Raw genomic sequence first — 15,832 nt, forward strand, 5'->3', positions numbered from 1 at the left:
TTAAGTCCTTAGTAAACTAAAGTTACTTAGCCGTACTTCTAAATTATAGTCGATCCACTTTAAAACAAATACAGTGTTACTGGGATGAATTTTATGCAGCATCGAACAGTGACGCAGTCGCACAGCAAGCAAGCAAGCAAGCAAGCAAAGAAAATTTATACCAGTAGCACGCCGTAAAAGCGGTACTCTTTTTATTTAGGACTCACTATATAAATACTACATTTTATCAGGATAGCTAACAGATGAGAGAACAACCATACACTAGAATTGACAACATCTGTTTATAAGAGCTATAGTCTTAAAGGCTATAGCTCTTATAAGGAGTTACTATCCATAGAGAATATTCTTTTTCTTAAGTGTATTAACTTTCTGTTTTGAAATGACACTCACTGATATCAAAAGCTCACACTTTTCGATTCACTTCGAAAAGTATGCTATTTGGTGTTTAGTGAATTTTCACTGCTGCACATGAAGCTTAGCAATAGAGTAAATAAAAATAACCATGGAGAGGAATTTTATGACTACTCAAAAGCATGATAATGAGTTATCCGCAAGCCAACAAGTCACTAATTGGCTGCAAGGTTTTGATCAAGCCTTGCGCACAAAAGATATAGACCAAGCAGCTGAGTACTTTGAAGCCGAAGGGTATTGGCGTGATTTAGTTTCATTTACTTGGAATATCAAGACATTAGAGGGACAAGATGAAATTAAAGATATGCTCTCGCATACCCTAGAAACGGCTGAACCATATAATTGGCAGCTTGAAGAAGATGCAGTAGAAAACGATGGTGTTATAGAAGCTTGGATAACCTTCAACACCAAGGTGGCAAAAGGCTATGGACACTTACGTCTGCGTAATGGTAAAGCTTGGACATTATTAACCACTATGACCGAGCTCAAAGATTTCCCTGAAAAGCGTAAAAGATTACGTCCAAAAGGCGCTGAACATGGTGCTGACCCTGATCGTTTAACGTGGCAGGAAAAACGGGAAATTGAAGAAAAAAACCTCGGTTATAGCGAGCAGCCTTATTGCTTAGTTATTGGTGGTGGACAGGGCGGTATCGGTCTAGGAGCTCGTTTACGGCAACTCGACGTTCCGACAATTGTCATAGATAAGCAGCCTAGACCAGGTGATACATGGCGTAATCGTTATAAGTCATTATGTTTGCATGATCCTGTCTGGTATGACCATATGCCGTACCTCCCCTTCCCTGAGAACTGGCCAGTATTTACCCCAAAAGACAAAATTGGTGATTGGTTAGAAATGTACACCAAGGTTATGGAGTTAAACTACTGGGGGGCAACTGAATGTATCAGTGCTGAATTCGATGAGGAGTTACAGCAGTGGAATGTAGAGGTTGATAGAGCGGGTGAACCTTTAGTATTACATCCTAAGCAATTGGTTTTGGCGACTGGTATGTCAGGGTTGCCAAACATACCAGAAATTTCTGGTATGGAAGATTTTGCTGGAGAGCAGCATCACTCAAGCCAGCACCCAGGCGGTGAGGCTTATCGAGGAAAAAAATGTATCGTACTAGGTGCCAATAACTCAGCGCATGATATTTGTGCCGCCCTTTGGGAAAATGGCGCAGACGTCACCATGATACAACGTTCATCAACGCATATTATTAAATCAGATACTTTAATGGATGAAGTATTGAGTGGTTTATATTCAGAAGAAGCAGTTGAGAATGGAATGACTACCTATAAGGCGGACCTGACCTTTGGTTCTATTCCTTTTAAAATCATGCCGCAATTTCATGAGCCTGTTTACCGTAAAGTGGCAGAATTAGATGCTGACTTTTATCAAAAGTTAACTGACGCAGGGTTTATGCTCGACTTTGGTGAAGATCATACTGGTCTCTTTATGAAATACTTACGTCGAGGCTCTGGTTACTATATCGATGTCGGTGCTTCTGAGCTAGTAGCGGAAGGGAAGATAAAGCTTAAATCTGGCGTTAGTATTGATCACATTAAAACTAACTCAGTCGTATTAACCGATGGTACAGAGCTGGAAGCTGATTTAATTGTGTATGCTACTGGATACGGGTCTATGAACGGTTGGGCGGCGAAAATAATTTCACAGGAAGTAGCGGATAAAGTCGGTAAGTGTTGGGGCATGGGCTCAGATACTAAAAAAGACCCAGGCCCTTGGGAAGGTGAGTTAAGAAATATGTGGAAACCAACGCAGCAAGAGGCGTTATGGTTCCATGGCGGAAACTTGCATCAGTCGCGGCACTACTCTCAATACTTATCACTGCAACTTAAGGCCAGAATGGAAGGGATAGAAACACCTGTTTATGGTTTGCAGGAAGTGCATCATTTAGCATAATTTGAGCGCTACTACTCTAAATAACGGACAAAAAATGGTAAGCATGATGGCCGCACTGGTTTGATTCAGTACGGCTATTTTTATTGGGTAAGCTATTATTAAGAGTTGCTTTGCTTAACTTATGCGGACACCATTTCTATATCGTTTTTACTTTAAGCATTAGGGGCCATTGATTGATAAACTATTCTTTCCATTTCAAGGTATCCATTAACAGAAGTAGCATCAGCGAATGGTAGTATTTGAGTCGCCCAATATCCCCCAATACCATTTTTTCTATCTATCCAAAAATATAGATTCGCTAAACCAGCCCAAGCCAACGAACCGGCTGGACGACCTGTTGGCGCATCTTCATCGTTGATCATAAAAGTAAGACCCCAAGATTTTGGCATACCTGGGAAGAACTCAGCATCATTTGATAAAGAAGGTATTACTCCTGGCAGTGCCTTAATCTTCATATCCCCTAAGCCATTTTTTTCAGCCACACGTACTGTTTCAGGCTTCAATACCTGCTGTCCGCTTGAGCTTGCACCGTCATTTAACCACATTCTAATAAACTTGGCATAATCTAACGCAGTCGAATGTAATCCATGCCCACCCATATGAACCTCAGGATCTTGATCTAACATGAAGTCAGTAAGCGCAGTTAATACACCCTTCTCGTCCCGTTGATGCATGGTAGTGTATCTGTCCTTCATTGATTCTGTCATAGTAAAAGCAGAGTTATCCATACCAAGAGGATCAAATACACCTTCCTTCATTAACTGTCCCAGCCGCTTGCCAGTAATTTTTTCACAAACCTGTCCTGCCCAATCAACACTTGTACCATATTCCCATGCGGTTCCAGGGTCAAAGAGCATCGGAGTATTAAGCGAGGCATGTGTCGCTGTAATGACACTTGGCTGATTGTGCTCTTGTGCCAGTCGATGATAAGTTTCATTGAAAAAATCATACCCAAACCCACCTTGGTGTAATAGCAGCTGCCTAGTCGTCACATTAGTCTTAGGCTCACGTAGTATAGGCTTTCCTTTATTATCAAACCCATCAATTACTTTTAGATCACCAATTTTTGGTGCGTATTCTTTGGCTGGTGCATCTAAGTCCAACTCCCCTTTTTCCATTAACTGAAGACATACAGTACCAGTAATAGCTTTTGTTGTAGAGAATATTGCACAAACGCTATCGGGTGTCATATCGACATCACCGCCAAGCGTTCGTTTGCCTGCTGCGCCTACATAGATATTCTCAGTTTTATTAGTTACAACAGCTGAAACTCCAGGCACACCAGGTGTGCTAGATACAATATCTTGTAACAAGTTATTTATTCTCTTATTAATATCTTTCATTTACTCTCTCCGTGAGCCATGACAAATGTAGAACACAATCTATCCTTTGAAAGTTAAACTCTATCAAGGCTCTAACTTCTAAAGTAGTATTAAAGAGCCTTACTAACTTCTATCGCACAATACGCATACTGTCAAGCTAAACCCGTCTTCGATAGTGGTATATTCGAATTGTAAATATATTCAATCCCACCAAGAATTGATACAATAACTCTAAACTCCAGCTTACTGATTACTATGACATATCCCATCATCCTTCGTAAAAAGGTACTAAAAGCTCTTGAACAGGGCATGAGCGTACGCACCGCAGCCAAGCTTTATGATATAAGTCCTACCACCATTATTAACTGGAAAAAAGACATCAGTATCAAGCCCATCGTCAGAACACCACGCAAAATATCTAATGATGCCCTAAAACAAGACATTACAGACTATCCTGATGCTTACTACTATGAAAGAGCCGCTCGTTTGAGTTGCAGTAAATCGGGTATAGAAGCCGCCATGAAGCGACTGGGTTATACTCGTAAAAAAAAGTCTTAAACATCCTAAAGCAAGTTGGCTTAAGCGTTTAGAATACGCCATAAAACTCAAACATTATCAATGCCAAGGCTATCCTATTATTTATATGGATGAAAGCGGCTTTGAGAAAGAGGTCATCAGAGCCTTTGGCTATACGCCATTAGGTAAACCTTGTATCGATATTTATAACTATCAAAAAACAAAAAGAACTAACGTCATTGGGGCGCTACATCATAAAAGTCTATTTGCCGTGGACACGTTTACTCATAATATCAATTGGCAAGTGGTTTATGACTGGTTTAAATATAACGTCATTCCAAGGCTAGGTCGCAAAAGTGTCATTGTAATGGACAACGCACGATTTCATAAGAACAAACGCATTAAAAAGCTGTTAAACCGACATGGTCATCGCATACTCTGGCTACCACCTTATAGCCCTGATCTAAATCCTATTGAGAAGAAATGGGCTGAGGTAAAAAAGCTTAGGCAAGGCTGGGGTGAGAATAATCTAAATCATTTATTCAGCAATGTTTGCTGTTACAACTTTAAATTGGATTGATTATAACACACCGATATTTTACGGTGACTAGTTTTTCGTCATGAGTCTATGTAAATATCCCTCAAATAACTCCGAACACATGGGCTTTCTAAATTTTTTCATCTTCGCTTATGCTCTGTTCTAGAGGCAATGTTGGGAATTGAGTCGGAAGGACTAATAATAGTATTTAGTTTTACACGATCCTTTAATTTTTTTTGTGCTACAAAAGCAAAAGATTTACCTGTTCGCTCAGCTTCCAGCTGTATTTGATATATCTCTTCGCCAGAAATTGGATTATCTCTTGCATCTATCATCGTCGAAAAATGATAAGTAGCTTCCTCTTCATTATCTGAACGACACGTATGCTCAAGTATATCGTCAAAATCGACACTTACAGCATCTTGCATGCCTGAGCCAATGGCCCCAAAATCATGTTTAAACCAGTCGCTTTGTTCCATAGTATTTTTTAATACGAATAGATCTTGATCAGTGAACGGGATATGAAAGTCGTTGAAGTTAATGAATTGCCTACCATCAATTCTCATTTGAAAATGATAATGAGGATAGTCAATTGAAGTTCCTACGTGTCCTTCAAAATCATTCTTAGAACAGTCAAACGTCCATTCAATGTTTTTCCACTTAACTGTATATGACAGAATCTTCCTATCTGACTTCTCTTCTTCAAGATCATTAATATTCGAAACTAAACGTTCTTGATTTGCGCACCATCTAATAAATGCAGCAATACTCCCATAGCCGTATTTTTCGTAGATTTTTGGGAAGTCTTTTTTCTTAAACTTGCATTGCCGTAGTAACCAATGTAGACATGGATCATCTTTGCTTATAGTTTTGAAGGGCTTATTACATAAATAGCAAATATCCTTTTTATAACCAACCTCAAATGCCTGCGCTTGCCTTCGATGCTCTTCATCATTCAAACGATTTATCTCTTCTATTTTCTCAGAAGACATCTTTTCAAAAACGTTTCTATATTTTTCAGTATCATGCTTCATAAGACTTACCTTTGATATTTAATTATATACTGTCAAATCATTACTCGTCTCATTCAGTACTTCGATCAGTGATGTGAGTTTATTACTAGTAATGTTATATCCAAAGCGATACACTTCCTGAGAAAGCAACTCTTGTTGTTTCCACGTGATAATATCTTGATCAATACCATCCACTTTTTCAAGCAGTGCATATAATGAGACCTTTTCAGATATGGAGTTGGTGGATAACAATAGGCGTTTGATTATCGATTTCAATTCCTTATCATCTCTAGCTCTTTGTAAAAGAAGTGGATAAAAGAACTTATGGCTATAAAGAGCTTCGTTATAATTATCAAATAAGGCCTCTAAAAATCTTAGGATATTATTCGCATCTCCAAACATAAATCTAATGGTATACGCCAGATCAGCAGTTACTCGTGTCTGATTTTTATATAAATCATTGACGATATCTTTTAGCAATTGATGGCTAGGCCAGCCATGACATAAAGCCATTACTCTACCTGGATTTTCATGAACGCTTTGTATTTTACTTACTAAGTTATACACCTCTTGATCATCATTAAATAATTCTCCAAGCAACTTTCCGCATTTGAGAGCAGTTACTTCATCTTTATTATCAATATTTTTGATAAGTATTTGTTTTAGATCACTAGGTTCAGACGATGTTCTAATCAAGAAATCAATCAGATCAATATTACTGATATCTTTTACCTTGTTGATATAGTTAATAATATGAGGTGTGCTAGGTGAGTCTTTATCTGAATACTTTGCTATGAATCCCCATTGATTCTGGTCCTGATCTTCTTTATTACCAAACATTGAGATCCTGTTTAAATCGTTATTTAAAACGTTGATAATATAGTCAAAATTCTCAATCAGTAACTTAACGATAATACTACTATGACCATGATGATCGAATAACTCAATTTTAGGACTTGCTAACCTATCTTCTATAGCTTTATCAGCATAATATTCGCTAGGGTCTTCTAGTGTAAAATATTCCTCTAGCTTGCCTAGTTTTAAATAACCGCTAAAAGCAATCTGCCTTTGTACTTCATAGTCTTCCCCTGAATAAAAAATTAGACTATTGCATCTTTCTAGAATAGCATTGGGAGCAGTTTCTTTTAAATGGTCAAAATTAGCAAGGGCTGATGCCATCCTGATTTGTAGGTTCTGCTCATCCATAAAAAGACTTAATTGTTCGATCACTTGTATATTATTCAAGAAGTATCTATGATTCAACTCTTCTATGAGTTTTAACCTAAGATTATCTGCTATAGGTAGCGAGGTAGAAATCACCTCCTCAAACTCTTGCATCATATCTGGATAATAATGAATAATAAGAGCAGGAACCTTAAATATATTGTTTTTTGCTAATAGCTTGATTTGTTCATGCTCATGAAAATTATTTATTAAAACATATAGGGTTTCATAATAGTTTTCCCATTTTTTATCTAGCAGGGGCAACTCATTCTCTACAAATCCATCAAGAAGATTTTGCTCGAAATAGTCTTTGTCTAGCTCGAGAAGTGCAGGCAAAGCTCTACTACGTTGACGTAATGCTCGATTAAACAAAATATTCTCTGCTATTCTAACACCTTCACCCTTTTCATCTAAAAATACATTACTGATGTAGCCAGCTGAATAATCTCTACCTTTATTATCGCTTTGAAAATAAGCTTTTAGCTCTTCTCTCACTTTTTCATCATCTGACCAACCAGATGTCAATGCCATAAGTTGCCAATGTGAGAAGCTTGATTCGGTTAATTGTTTAAGAAGATGATGCTTGTTTTCTTCTGTTCTTCCTATTAAGCAGGCGTAGGCTATCCACATCTCCCGATGCCCGCCTATTTTTTTTAGCCAATCCTCAATAATAGGAATAAGTCTTACATTGTCTTTAAAGTTTTCTGCTAAAGCTTTCCAGCCTTTAGGATTATGCATATGTGAAAAAGGGTATTTTTCGTTTTTCAGTTCATAAATTATTTTGTCAATAACTTCTTCTTTATGGTTGAAACATTTAAATAATATAATCCATGCATGCTCATGTCTAATGACTGAATCAGATATATGCTCATCAACGGATTGTATTAAGTATTGGTAAAGCATCTCACTATTGTACCAACCTGCTATCAATGTCTGCACTACTTCACTATGCAGGTTATAGCTGATATTTTTTTGTTTAATTATTAGCTCCTCCAAATCCTTATCGGTATGAATACCTAAGTGAATTTTTAACTTAGTAACAAACAAAGCTATTTCAGGATGTTCTGAACGATCATACCGCCTAACTATATCCTTTTTAGTTTTTCCATCCAATTCATCAGAAATCAGACTATTTATGAGATAACCAATGATTCCAGGTTTATAGCAACTATACAAAAGCGTTAAAACCTTATTAGACAACCACTTGTCAGTAATAAGTCGTACAACCTGTTTTGAGGCTTCTAGTTTTTGATATTCATTACCATTAATAAGAGACTTGACCATGAACTGTCTTATACTATGGGTGAGTTCATCCTCGGATAAATACTCTAGTGCTTGCAGACGCTGATCGCTAAAGCTATATCTATTTGGGAAATACTTGAATAAATACGCCAGAACTTTTTCATTAACTCTAGGGTTATAAAGAGCACTTAGCAGTACGTTCCATAAAGCTTCTTTTTTACTAGGATGCGTTTCGTACTCAAAATCCTTAACTAATTCTTTAAAATAACGATCTGTAATTGCTATAGGTGCATTATTTAGCGTTAGCCCTAAGGAATAGGTGAGTAATTTAGTATAACCACCAAGCCCTTTACTCTTTTGCTCTACAATAGAGATATAATCTTCAAAATCTTGGCTTTTACGCATTTTTATCAACCCAAAAAAGAAGAGAATTACTTGATTCCATTGTGGGTCATGAGCGTATTTTTCAAGCATTTCTTCAATAAGAGGTGGATAAGAGTCTATTAAAAACTTAGCTGTCATAAACTCTTGAAATTGACGATGTATAAATGCAACCTCATCAGGAGATTTTTCAACGAGAATACCGATATGATTGGCACCAATATTTAAAATATCTTGACTAGCCTTTCTGGCTTTAGCCTTCTCATAGCCCATATCCTTCTGTAAAAAATCTTTAATAATGTCACAAGCATCCTCTTTTAAGATGATGCCATCATGGTAGTCTTGATGAACATGCTTTGCCAAAACTGTATAGATCTCGATTATATCGAAGTCGTATTCGCTCTCATCATAGATATTAGCCGATGTCCGTCTTCTTTCAGGATGATCTGTGATTAAGTATGCGGTAATTTTACTTAGGAGTTCTATTTTATTTTTTGGTAAGGTAGTTCTGCCAAATCTATGAGAAACTAAGATGCTAAGTAACAATGGATTACTTGATAATTGCAACAAATCCTTAGATTGCTGTAATTCTAATAAGAACTGATTAGTTTCAGTTTCGACGAGGCTTATATCATTCCTTCCTTGTTCCTCTATCCATTTTTGATACCAATAGCTTATAAACTTCTTCTGTTGAACAATTGAGAACTCTGCTATGGTTTGAACTTTGAGTCCTTGGAAGGAGTTCTTTTGTACTCGATATCCATAGGGTCTACTTGAATAGACTATAGTTGTCTTTTGAATAGCAGATTGTATTTCAATTTTAGAAATTGCTAGTTTTGCTACTTTTGCGTTTGTCCATTCATCAACACCATCTACGACTAGTAGAAGCCTTTCATCATTTAATGCGTCATTCATTAGCTCAAAAAGTGCTTCTTGCCCAATGCTTCTAAGCCATAACCTTAGCAACTCAGCTAGATTTAAATCTTCGTTCTCATTCAGTTTTTTAGTAATAAATGCAAAAGGTAGCCAAACAGGTAGTAAGCCACCCCACTGCTTGGCAGTATTCAATAGCTTTGGCTCTTCGGTCAGTAAGTCTAAAATTAAATAGCGTAATAAAGTGCTTTTCCCCGAACCTGGTTCACCTAATATCATTAACCTATCAGATGTCGCCAAATTATTATCTAGGTTTAACCTAACTTCACTTTCATACTCTACAAATGATAAGCCTTTTGGTTCTACTTGTTGACTATCTTTATCGCGGAACTCACTAGTCTCACGCTTTGGTTTTTCGACATCTTTAATTCGGTGATATTGTTGAGTGGTTCTTTTTTCAATAAAATCAGGCACGATAAACCTATCTTGAATGTTTATAGTATGATTGCCAAACTTACTTGCCGGTATACTCGGGTCATACTTTTGAAAAATAGTAGCGTATACGTTAAAGAGCTGCTTTCTATAGTTGGCGATTTGGACTGCGTCTAACCTCCTTTCCTTACTGATATTACTTAGGAAGTCTTCTCCATTGAACGCTTTAACCCATCCCCTTCCGAAGAAATCATACACAATTTGCGGATGCTCTTTCAAAATAGAGGATATCTGTATCTTATCCCATTTGATAAAAGCAATACCATGCGCACTAAGATCGTTCTTCAATTTTAGGAACTTGTCTTGTACTTGAGTCTTCTCAAGTGTACAACTTGTACAGAAGATAAACTCATTGCTTTTAGAAAACCACTTCCCTCCTTGAAAAACCTTTACTGCTTCCTCAAGTTCACTCTCAGTAATAGTTTGGTATCGTTTACATTGATAAGATGCATACTTAGCACCTTTATAACCAAAAATATCAATTCCATGTTGCTTCTGGCCTTTAATACCATATACTTCACAGTTGCTTTTTCCGTGATCTGCTTGAGCTAACCTTAGGCATAATCTCTCAAAATCTTCCCACTTCAACTGATCAATTGGCAAAACATCTATTTTATTTTTTATAGGTGGATTGACTCTGGAGCTTGAAGGGGTATAAAGATATGAAGGGTTGAGTGTCATGCTTTAGTTCCATCTAAGTGTTTTCTAGGGTTTCAGTATGATTAACAGCTAATCTACTATAATTATGCGTTAGTTCCTAGTAACGACAAATATGTAAAAAAACTTTGGAAAATAAAGACAGACCTTGTCTTAAAAAATAAGCTCTGTTGTAGATAAGGATTTAACTCTTAGATATAGTTATAAACTTGATCAAACTAAAAATAGCTTTTTTGAAGCAAGCTTGATTGCAGTTAAACATCAGTCTGTTTTGCTCCTTGACCTGTTCAAGTTACAATAGAGTTCGCATTCAAGGAAATCATTTAGAGGTAGGCAACATCGCTAGATACAGATATTTAAGGCTAATAGTTGTAGAGTATCCCCTCTTATAAGAATAGTTCAGTGTTTTACAGTAAAAATTTGATTTTAGTCTGCCATTTTTTAGCCTACTACATTTTATCCATACCTGCTTTATTGAGAGAATCTATTAATGAGTGACGTTTTATCACTGTCCCAGTTAGAACAATACCTATCCAAAGCGGCTTGGATCTTAAAAGGTCCCGTCGATGCTTCAGATTTCAAAGTCTATATTTTCCCCCTTCTATTTTTCAAACGTATCTCCGACGTTTATGACGAAGAGTACCAACAAGCCTTAGCAGAGTCTGACGGTGATATCGAATATGCCTCTATGCCAGAAATGCACCGATTTGAAATCCCACAAGGCTGCCACTGGAACGACGTACGCGAAACCACCACGAATGTAGGTCAAGCCATAGAGCAAGCCTTACGCGGCATTGAGCACGCCAATCAAGATTTCTTGTACGGTATCTTTGGTGATGCTCAATGGAGTAACAAAAACAAGCTACCAGATAAGCTATTGATCGACCTTATTGAGCATTTCTCGCAGTATCGTTTAGGCCATGAAAATGCCAATCCAGATATGCTAGGTAATGCCTATGAGTATCTAATCAAGCACTTTGCCGACTTGACCAATAAAAAAGCAGGTGAGTTTTATACCCCGAGATCGGTCGTACATTTGCTAGGTCTCATTCTTGATCCGCACGAAGGTGAGTCTGTCTATGATCCGGCTTGTGGGACCGGAGGTATGCTACTCGAGTGTGTCGATAACCTGAAACATAACAATGAAGACTTCCGTACGCTCAAGCTCTATGGCCAAGAAAGAAATCTAACCTCTAGTGCGATCGCACGTATGAATATGTTTTTGCACGGTATAGAGGACTTTGAGATCGTCCGTGGTGATACTCTGCGCGAGCCGGCCTTCTTTCAAGCAGATGGACTGAAGACCTTTGACTGTGTTATCGCCAACCCACCGTTCTCACTCAAAGATTGGGGCGCAGATAATTGGGCTAATGACCCCTATGGACGCAATATCGCCGGCGTGCCACCTAAAGGTAATGGCGACATGGCTTGGGTACAGCACATGGTTAGATCCATGAACAATACAGGTCGTATGACCGTGGTATTGCCTCATGGTGCCCTATTTCGTAAGGGTGCCGAGGGTAAAATTCGTCAAGCCTTGCTAGAACAAGATATTCTAGAAGCCGTCATAGGCTTAGGTCCTAATGTATTCTATGGAACACAGTTAGCCGCATGTGTCATGGTCTTTAAACAAAACAAAGATGCAGATAAAAAAGGCAAGGTGCTGTTTATTGATGCTTCTGAACAAATACGGGTGGGCCGTGCCCAAAACCACTTAGAGCCCGAGCATGTTCAGCAAATATATGAGTGGTATAGCGACTATCAAGATGTTGAGAACTACGCCAAGGTAGCCAGTTTTGAAGACTTAAAAGAAAATGACTTTAATCTCAATATTCCGCTCTATGTCGAGAAGATTATAGAGGACAACCTGCCCAGTGTAGAAGAAGCGATGGCGGACTTAAAACAAGCATGGCAAGCCAGCCTGGAAGCGGAAAAAGAATTTAAAACAGTATTGGAGAAATTTTTATAATGGCCTATCAAATCCCCATTACAATAAAAAATGCCCTAGATAATATAAGAAAGCGTCATTACGTTTTGCCATCAATCCAGCGTGAATTTGTCTGGAGCACAAATCAAATTGAGACTCTGTTTGATTCTTTAATGCGCGATTACCCTATTAGCACATTCTTATTTTGGAAGGTTGATAAGAATAAAATTAACGAATTTCAGTTTTATGAGTTTCTCAATAAGTACCATCAGAAAAAGTGTCGGCATAACCGTAAGGCTGAACTAAGCAACGATGAGGACGTAATAGCGCTACTGGACGGCCAGCAAAGAATGACATCATTATGTATTGGCTTAACCGGAAGTTACGCAAAAAAAATGCCTTATTACCGTAAGAGCAGTGCGCACGCCTACCCAGAGAAAAAACTCTACCTCAACTTGTTAAAACCATCAGATGAATTGGAAAAAGAATACGAATTTAAGTTTCTGACAGAAAAAGAGGCAGAACCAACAGAAGGATACTTCTGGTTTCAATGCAGTGAGATACTCAATATTACTGATATGAGTAAAACATCAATGTATCTCATGAAAAACAAACTTATGGACACATCGGTCTATACAGAGCAGCAATCAGAATTCGCCATTAATACTCTAAATGGTTTTTTTAACGTTATTCATCAAAAAGGCACCATCAGTTACTACCAAGAAGAAAGTGAAGAACTAGACAAAGTGTTGCAAATTTTTATTCGTATCAATAGCGGTGGTACTAAGCTCAGTTATTCAGACTTATTGTTATCGATAGCAACCGCACAATGGAAGGAAAAAGATGCGCGTGAGGTTATTCACGAGTATGTTGATGAAATAAACAATATAGGTGATGGATTTAGTTTCAATAAAGATTTCGTACTTAAGTCATGCTTAGTTATGGCAGATTTCAAAGATGTAAAGTTTAAGGTCGATAACTTCAATCGTGAGAATATGGCGACCATTGAAAGAAACTGGGATAAAACATCATTAGCTATGCGTTCAGCTATTGAACTGGTTGCTAAGTTTGGTTACAACAAAGACAACTTAACTGCTAATAATGCATTAATACCAATAGCTTATTTTATTTATAAAAACAACTTCGAAAATACCATCTTACATCATGCAGATAGAGAGCAAGATAGAAAAAGCCTCAATGAATGGTTATCGCGAGTGCTGTTAAAAGGGACGTTTGGTGGAACGCCAGATTCGGTATACCCCAAAATGCGTGATCTTATAAGTGCCAATATTGGTAAGTTTCCGTTGGCAGAGATTATTAATAATTACAAAGGCAGTCGCAAATCAATTACATTCTCTGAAGATGATATAGATAGCCTGTTAGATTCTCGCTACGGCAAAGCTAAGACCTATAGCGTATTATCATTGTTGTATGCAGGCTTAAATAATAATTATAAGTATCACCAAGATCATATTCACCCTCAAGCATTTTTTAAGAAGAAAGCATTGCGTGCTAAAGGCTACGATGAAAATAAAGTAGATGCGTATATCTCTCAGCGAGATATCCTGCCAAACTTGCAGTTATTGCAAGCTACTCAAAATATTGAAAAGCGTGATAAGCCTTTTGAACAATGGCTCTCTGTAATTTTTCCAGAGCAAAGCGATCGAAATGCATTTTTAATTCAAAATCATATTAGCACCAACCAATCTTTAGAGTTTGATGACTTTTTGTCTTTCACTGCCAAGCGTCGGCAAGACTTAAAAAACCGGCTGGCAATAATATTAAATGTGACTTTAAAGGAACAAGAGGGAGCTACTAGCGCGGAGGCGAATGCTAAATAATGAACCAAGAACTTGACCAAAAATCCTTAGAAAAATACCTCTGGGGCGCAGCCACTACCCTGCGCGGCACCATTGATGCTGGCGACTATAAGCAGTATATCTTCCCTTTACTATTCTTTAAGCGTATATCTGATGTGTACGATGAAGAGTTTGAGAGAGCACTAGCTGAGTCAGACGGAGATATGGAATACGCTGCCTTTGCTGAAAACCACCATTTCCAAATTCCAGAAGGTGCGCGCTGGCAAGACGTTCGTGAAACTACGGTCAATATCGGTCAAGCATTGCAAAGCGCTATGCGTGCTATTGAGCAAGCCAATCCTGATACCTTACAGGGTATCTTTGGGGATGCCAGCTGGACTAACAAAGATCGCTTGTCCGATGCCATGCTGACCAACCTTATTGAACATTACTCGCAGCACACGCTCAATCTCGCCACTGTCCCTGACGATAAACTGGGTAACGCTTATGAGTACCTGATTAAAGAGTTTGCCGATGATAGTGGCCATACGGCGGCTGAGTTTTATACCAATCGTACGGTAGTCAAGCTGATGACTATGATCATGGACCCACAGCCAGGCGAATCGGTTTACGATCCAACTTGTGGCTCTGGTGGTTTATTACTTAACTGTGCGCTGCATTTAAAAGATGAAGGCAAAGAGTACCGCACGCTAAAACTTTACGGCCAAGAGATTAATCTGTTGACCTCTGCCATTGCGCGCATGAATATGTTTATGCATGGCATAGAAGAGTTTGAGATTGTGCGTGGCGATACCTTAGCCAATCCAGGCTTAATAGAAAATGGTGAACTGAAAAAGTTCAACGTGATTTTGGCTAACCCACCCTACTCGATTAAGTCATGGGATAGACAGTTTTTTGAAAACGATCCTTATGGTAGAAATCTCTGGGGTACACCACCGCAAGGCTGTGCGGATTATGCATTCCAACAGCACATTCAAAAGAGTCTCGATTTAGGTAATGGCCGCTCTATTTCTTTATGGCCGCACGGCATTCTATTTCGTGATGCTGAAATGCAGATGCGCCGCAAAATGATCGAAGAAGATTTGGTGGAGTGTGTGATCGGTCTGGGGCCTAACTTGTTCTATAACTCGCCAATGGAAGCTTGCCTGCTGATTACTAAGACTAAAAAAGATGAAAGCAAGCAAGGTAAGATACTTATAATCAACGCCGTCAAAGAAGTGCGTCAAGACAAGAATATTGCCTTTTTAGAAGACAGTCATATTGAACGCATTTATAACGCCTATGCGACGTACAAAGATGAAGAAGGCTTTTGCAAAGTGGTCAGCACTGAGGACGTCCTAAAGCATAATGCCAGCCTGAATATGGCTCTATATGTGAGTAATGTTGATAGTAGTGAAGAACAAATAAGCCTCGACGACGCTTTAACCAACTGGACTCAATCCTCTGAGCAATTAAAAGCCAGTATGGAACAATTATTTAAGGAGCTAGGTTAATC

The 15,832-nt window shown here is 38.3% G+C and carries 9 protein-coding genes; 6 read left to right on the forward strand and 3 right to left on the reverse strand.

Going from position 1 to position 15,832, the window contains the following annotated elements; all coding sequences use genetic code 11:
• Positions 1-517 precede the first annotated feature (517 nt).
• A complete protein-coding gene (locus J3491_RS06370) occupies positions 518-2,332 on the forward strand; it encodes an NAD(P)/FAD-dependent oxidoreductase (protein ID WP_207969560.1) in 1,815 nt (604 codons plus the stop codon).
• A 152-nt stretch (positions 2,333-2,484) separates the two neighbouring features.
• Here the strand turns inward: J3491_RS06370 and acmB are convergent, their stop codons facing one another.
• The gene (gene acmB, locus J3491_RS06375; RefSeq protein WP_207969561.1) at positions 2,485-3,675 is read right to left on the reverse strand and encodes a methyl acetate hydrolase AcmB; all 1,191 of its coding nucleotides are present in this window, start codon (positions 3,673-3,675) and stop codon (positions 2,485-2,487) included.
• A 234-nt stretch (positions 3,676-3,909) separates the two neighbouring features.
• Between acmB and J3491_RS06380 the strand changes: the two genes are divergently transcribed.
• A complete protein-coding gene (locus J3491_RS06380; RefSeq protein ID WP_201587056.1) occupies positions 3,910-4,212 on the forward strand; it encodes an IS630 transposase-related protein in 303 nt (100 codons plus the stop codon).
• Positions 4,213-4,297: 85 nt separating this feature from the next.
• On the forward strand, positions 4,298-4,750 hold the full coding sequence (locus J3491_RS06385) for an IS630 family transposase (RefSeq protein ID WP_207969585.1): 453 nt from the start codon (positions 4,298-4,300) through the stop codon (positions 4,748-4,750).
• Positions 4,751-4,848: 98 nt separating this feature from the next.
• Here J3491_RS06385 and J3491_RS06390 read toward each other — a convergent pair whose 3' ends face one another.
• On the reverse strand, positions 4,849-5,742 hold the full coding sequence (locus J3491_RS06390; protein WP_207969562.1) for a hypothetical protein: 894 nt from the start codon (positions 5,740-5,742) through the stop codon (positions 4,849-4,851).
• A gap of 18 nt (positions 5,743-5,760) precedes the next feature.
• On the reverse strand, positions 5,761-10,614 hold the full coding sequence (locus tag J3491_RS06395) for an NACHT domain-containing protein (protein ID WP_207969563.1): 4,854 nt from the start codon (positions 10,612-10,614) through the stop codon (positions 5,761-5,763).
• A 466-nt stretch (positions 10,615-11,080) separates the two neighbouring features.
• Between J3491_RS06395 and J3491_RS06400 the strand changes: the two genes are divergently transcribed.
• The 3 genes from J3491_RS06400 to J3491_RS06410 are packed head-to-tail and all read left to right on the forward strand — an operon-like array spanning position 11,081 to position 15,830.
• Positions 11,081-12,559, forward strand: coding sequence for a type I restriction-modification system subunit M (locus tag J3491_RS06400; RefSeq protein ID WP_207969564.1), 1,479 nt, complete (start codon positions 11,081-11,083; stop codon positions 12,557-12,559).
• On the forward strand, positions 12,559-14,358 hold the full coding sequence (locus J3491_RS06405) for a DUF262 domain-containing protein (RefSeq protein WP_207969565.1): 1,800 nt from the start codon (positions 12,559-12,561) through the stop codon (positions 14,356-14,358). Before J3491_RS06400 ends, J3491_RS06405 begins: the two co-directional genes overlap by 1 nt.
• Positions 14,358-15,830: a type I restriction-modification system subunit M gene (locus tag J3491_RS06410; RefSeq protein WP_207969566.1), complete on the forward strand. Its 1,473-nt coding sequence runs from the start codon at positions 14,358-14,360 to the stop codon at positions 15,828-15,830. Before J3491_RS06405 ends, J3491_RS06410 begins: the two co-directional genes overlap by 1 nt.
• Positions 15,831-15,832: the final 2 nt, after the last annotated feature.

It is taken from the genome of Psychrobacter halodurans (genome assembly GCF_017498075.1).
GTDB classification, from domain to species: domain Bacteria; phylum Pseudomonadota; class Gammaproteobacteria; order Pseudomonadales; family Moraxellaceae; genus Psychrobacter; species Psychrobacter celer.

Bases quoted from the DNA above. Each gene is read 5' to 3' on its own strand.
- J3491_RS06385 (WP_207969585.1), top strand. From the start codon at position 4,298: ATGGATGAAAGCGGCTTTGAGAAAGAGGTCATCAGAGCCTTTGGCTAT.
- J3491_RS06390 (WP_207969562.1), bottom strand. From the start codon at position 5,742: ATGAAGCATGATACTGAAAAATATAGAAACGTTTTTGAAAAGATGTCT.
- J3491_RS06410 (WP_207969566.1), top strand. From the start codon at position 14,358: ATGAACCAAGAACTTGACCAAAAATCCTTAGAAAAATACCTCTGGGGC.
- J3491_RS06380 (WP_201587056.1), top strand. From the start codon at position 3,910: ATGACATATCCCATCATCCTTCGTAAAAAGGTACTAAAAGCTCTTGAA.
- J3491_RS06395 (WP_207969563.1), bottom strand. From the start codon at position 10,614: ATGACACTCAACCCTTCATATCTTTATACCCCTTCAAGCTCCAGAGTC.
- J3491_RS06370 (WP_207969560.1), top strand. From the start codon at position 518: ATGACTACTCAAAAGCATGATAATGAGTTATCCGCAAGCCAACAAGTC.
- acmB (WP_207969561.1), bottom strand. From the start codon at position 3,675: ATGAAAGATATTAATAAGAGAATAAATAACTTGTTACAAGATATTGTA.
- J3491_RS06405 (WP_207969565.1), top strand. From the start codon at position 12,559: ATGGCCTATCAAATCCCCATTACAATAAAAAATGCCCTAGATAATATA.
- J3491_RS06400 (WP_207969564.1), top strand. From the start codon at position 11,081: ATGAGTGACGTTTTATCACTGTCCCAGTTAGAACAATACCTATCCAAA.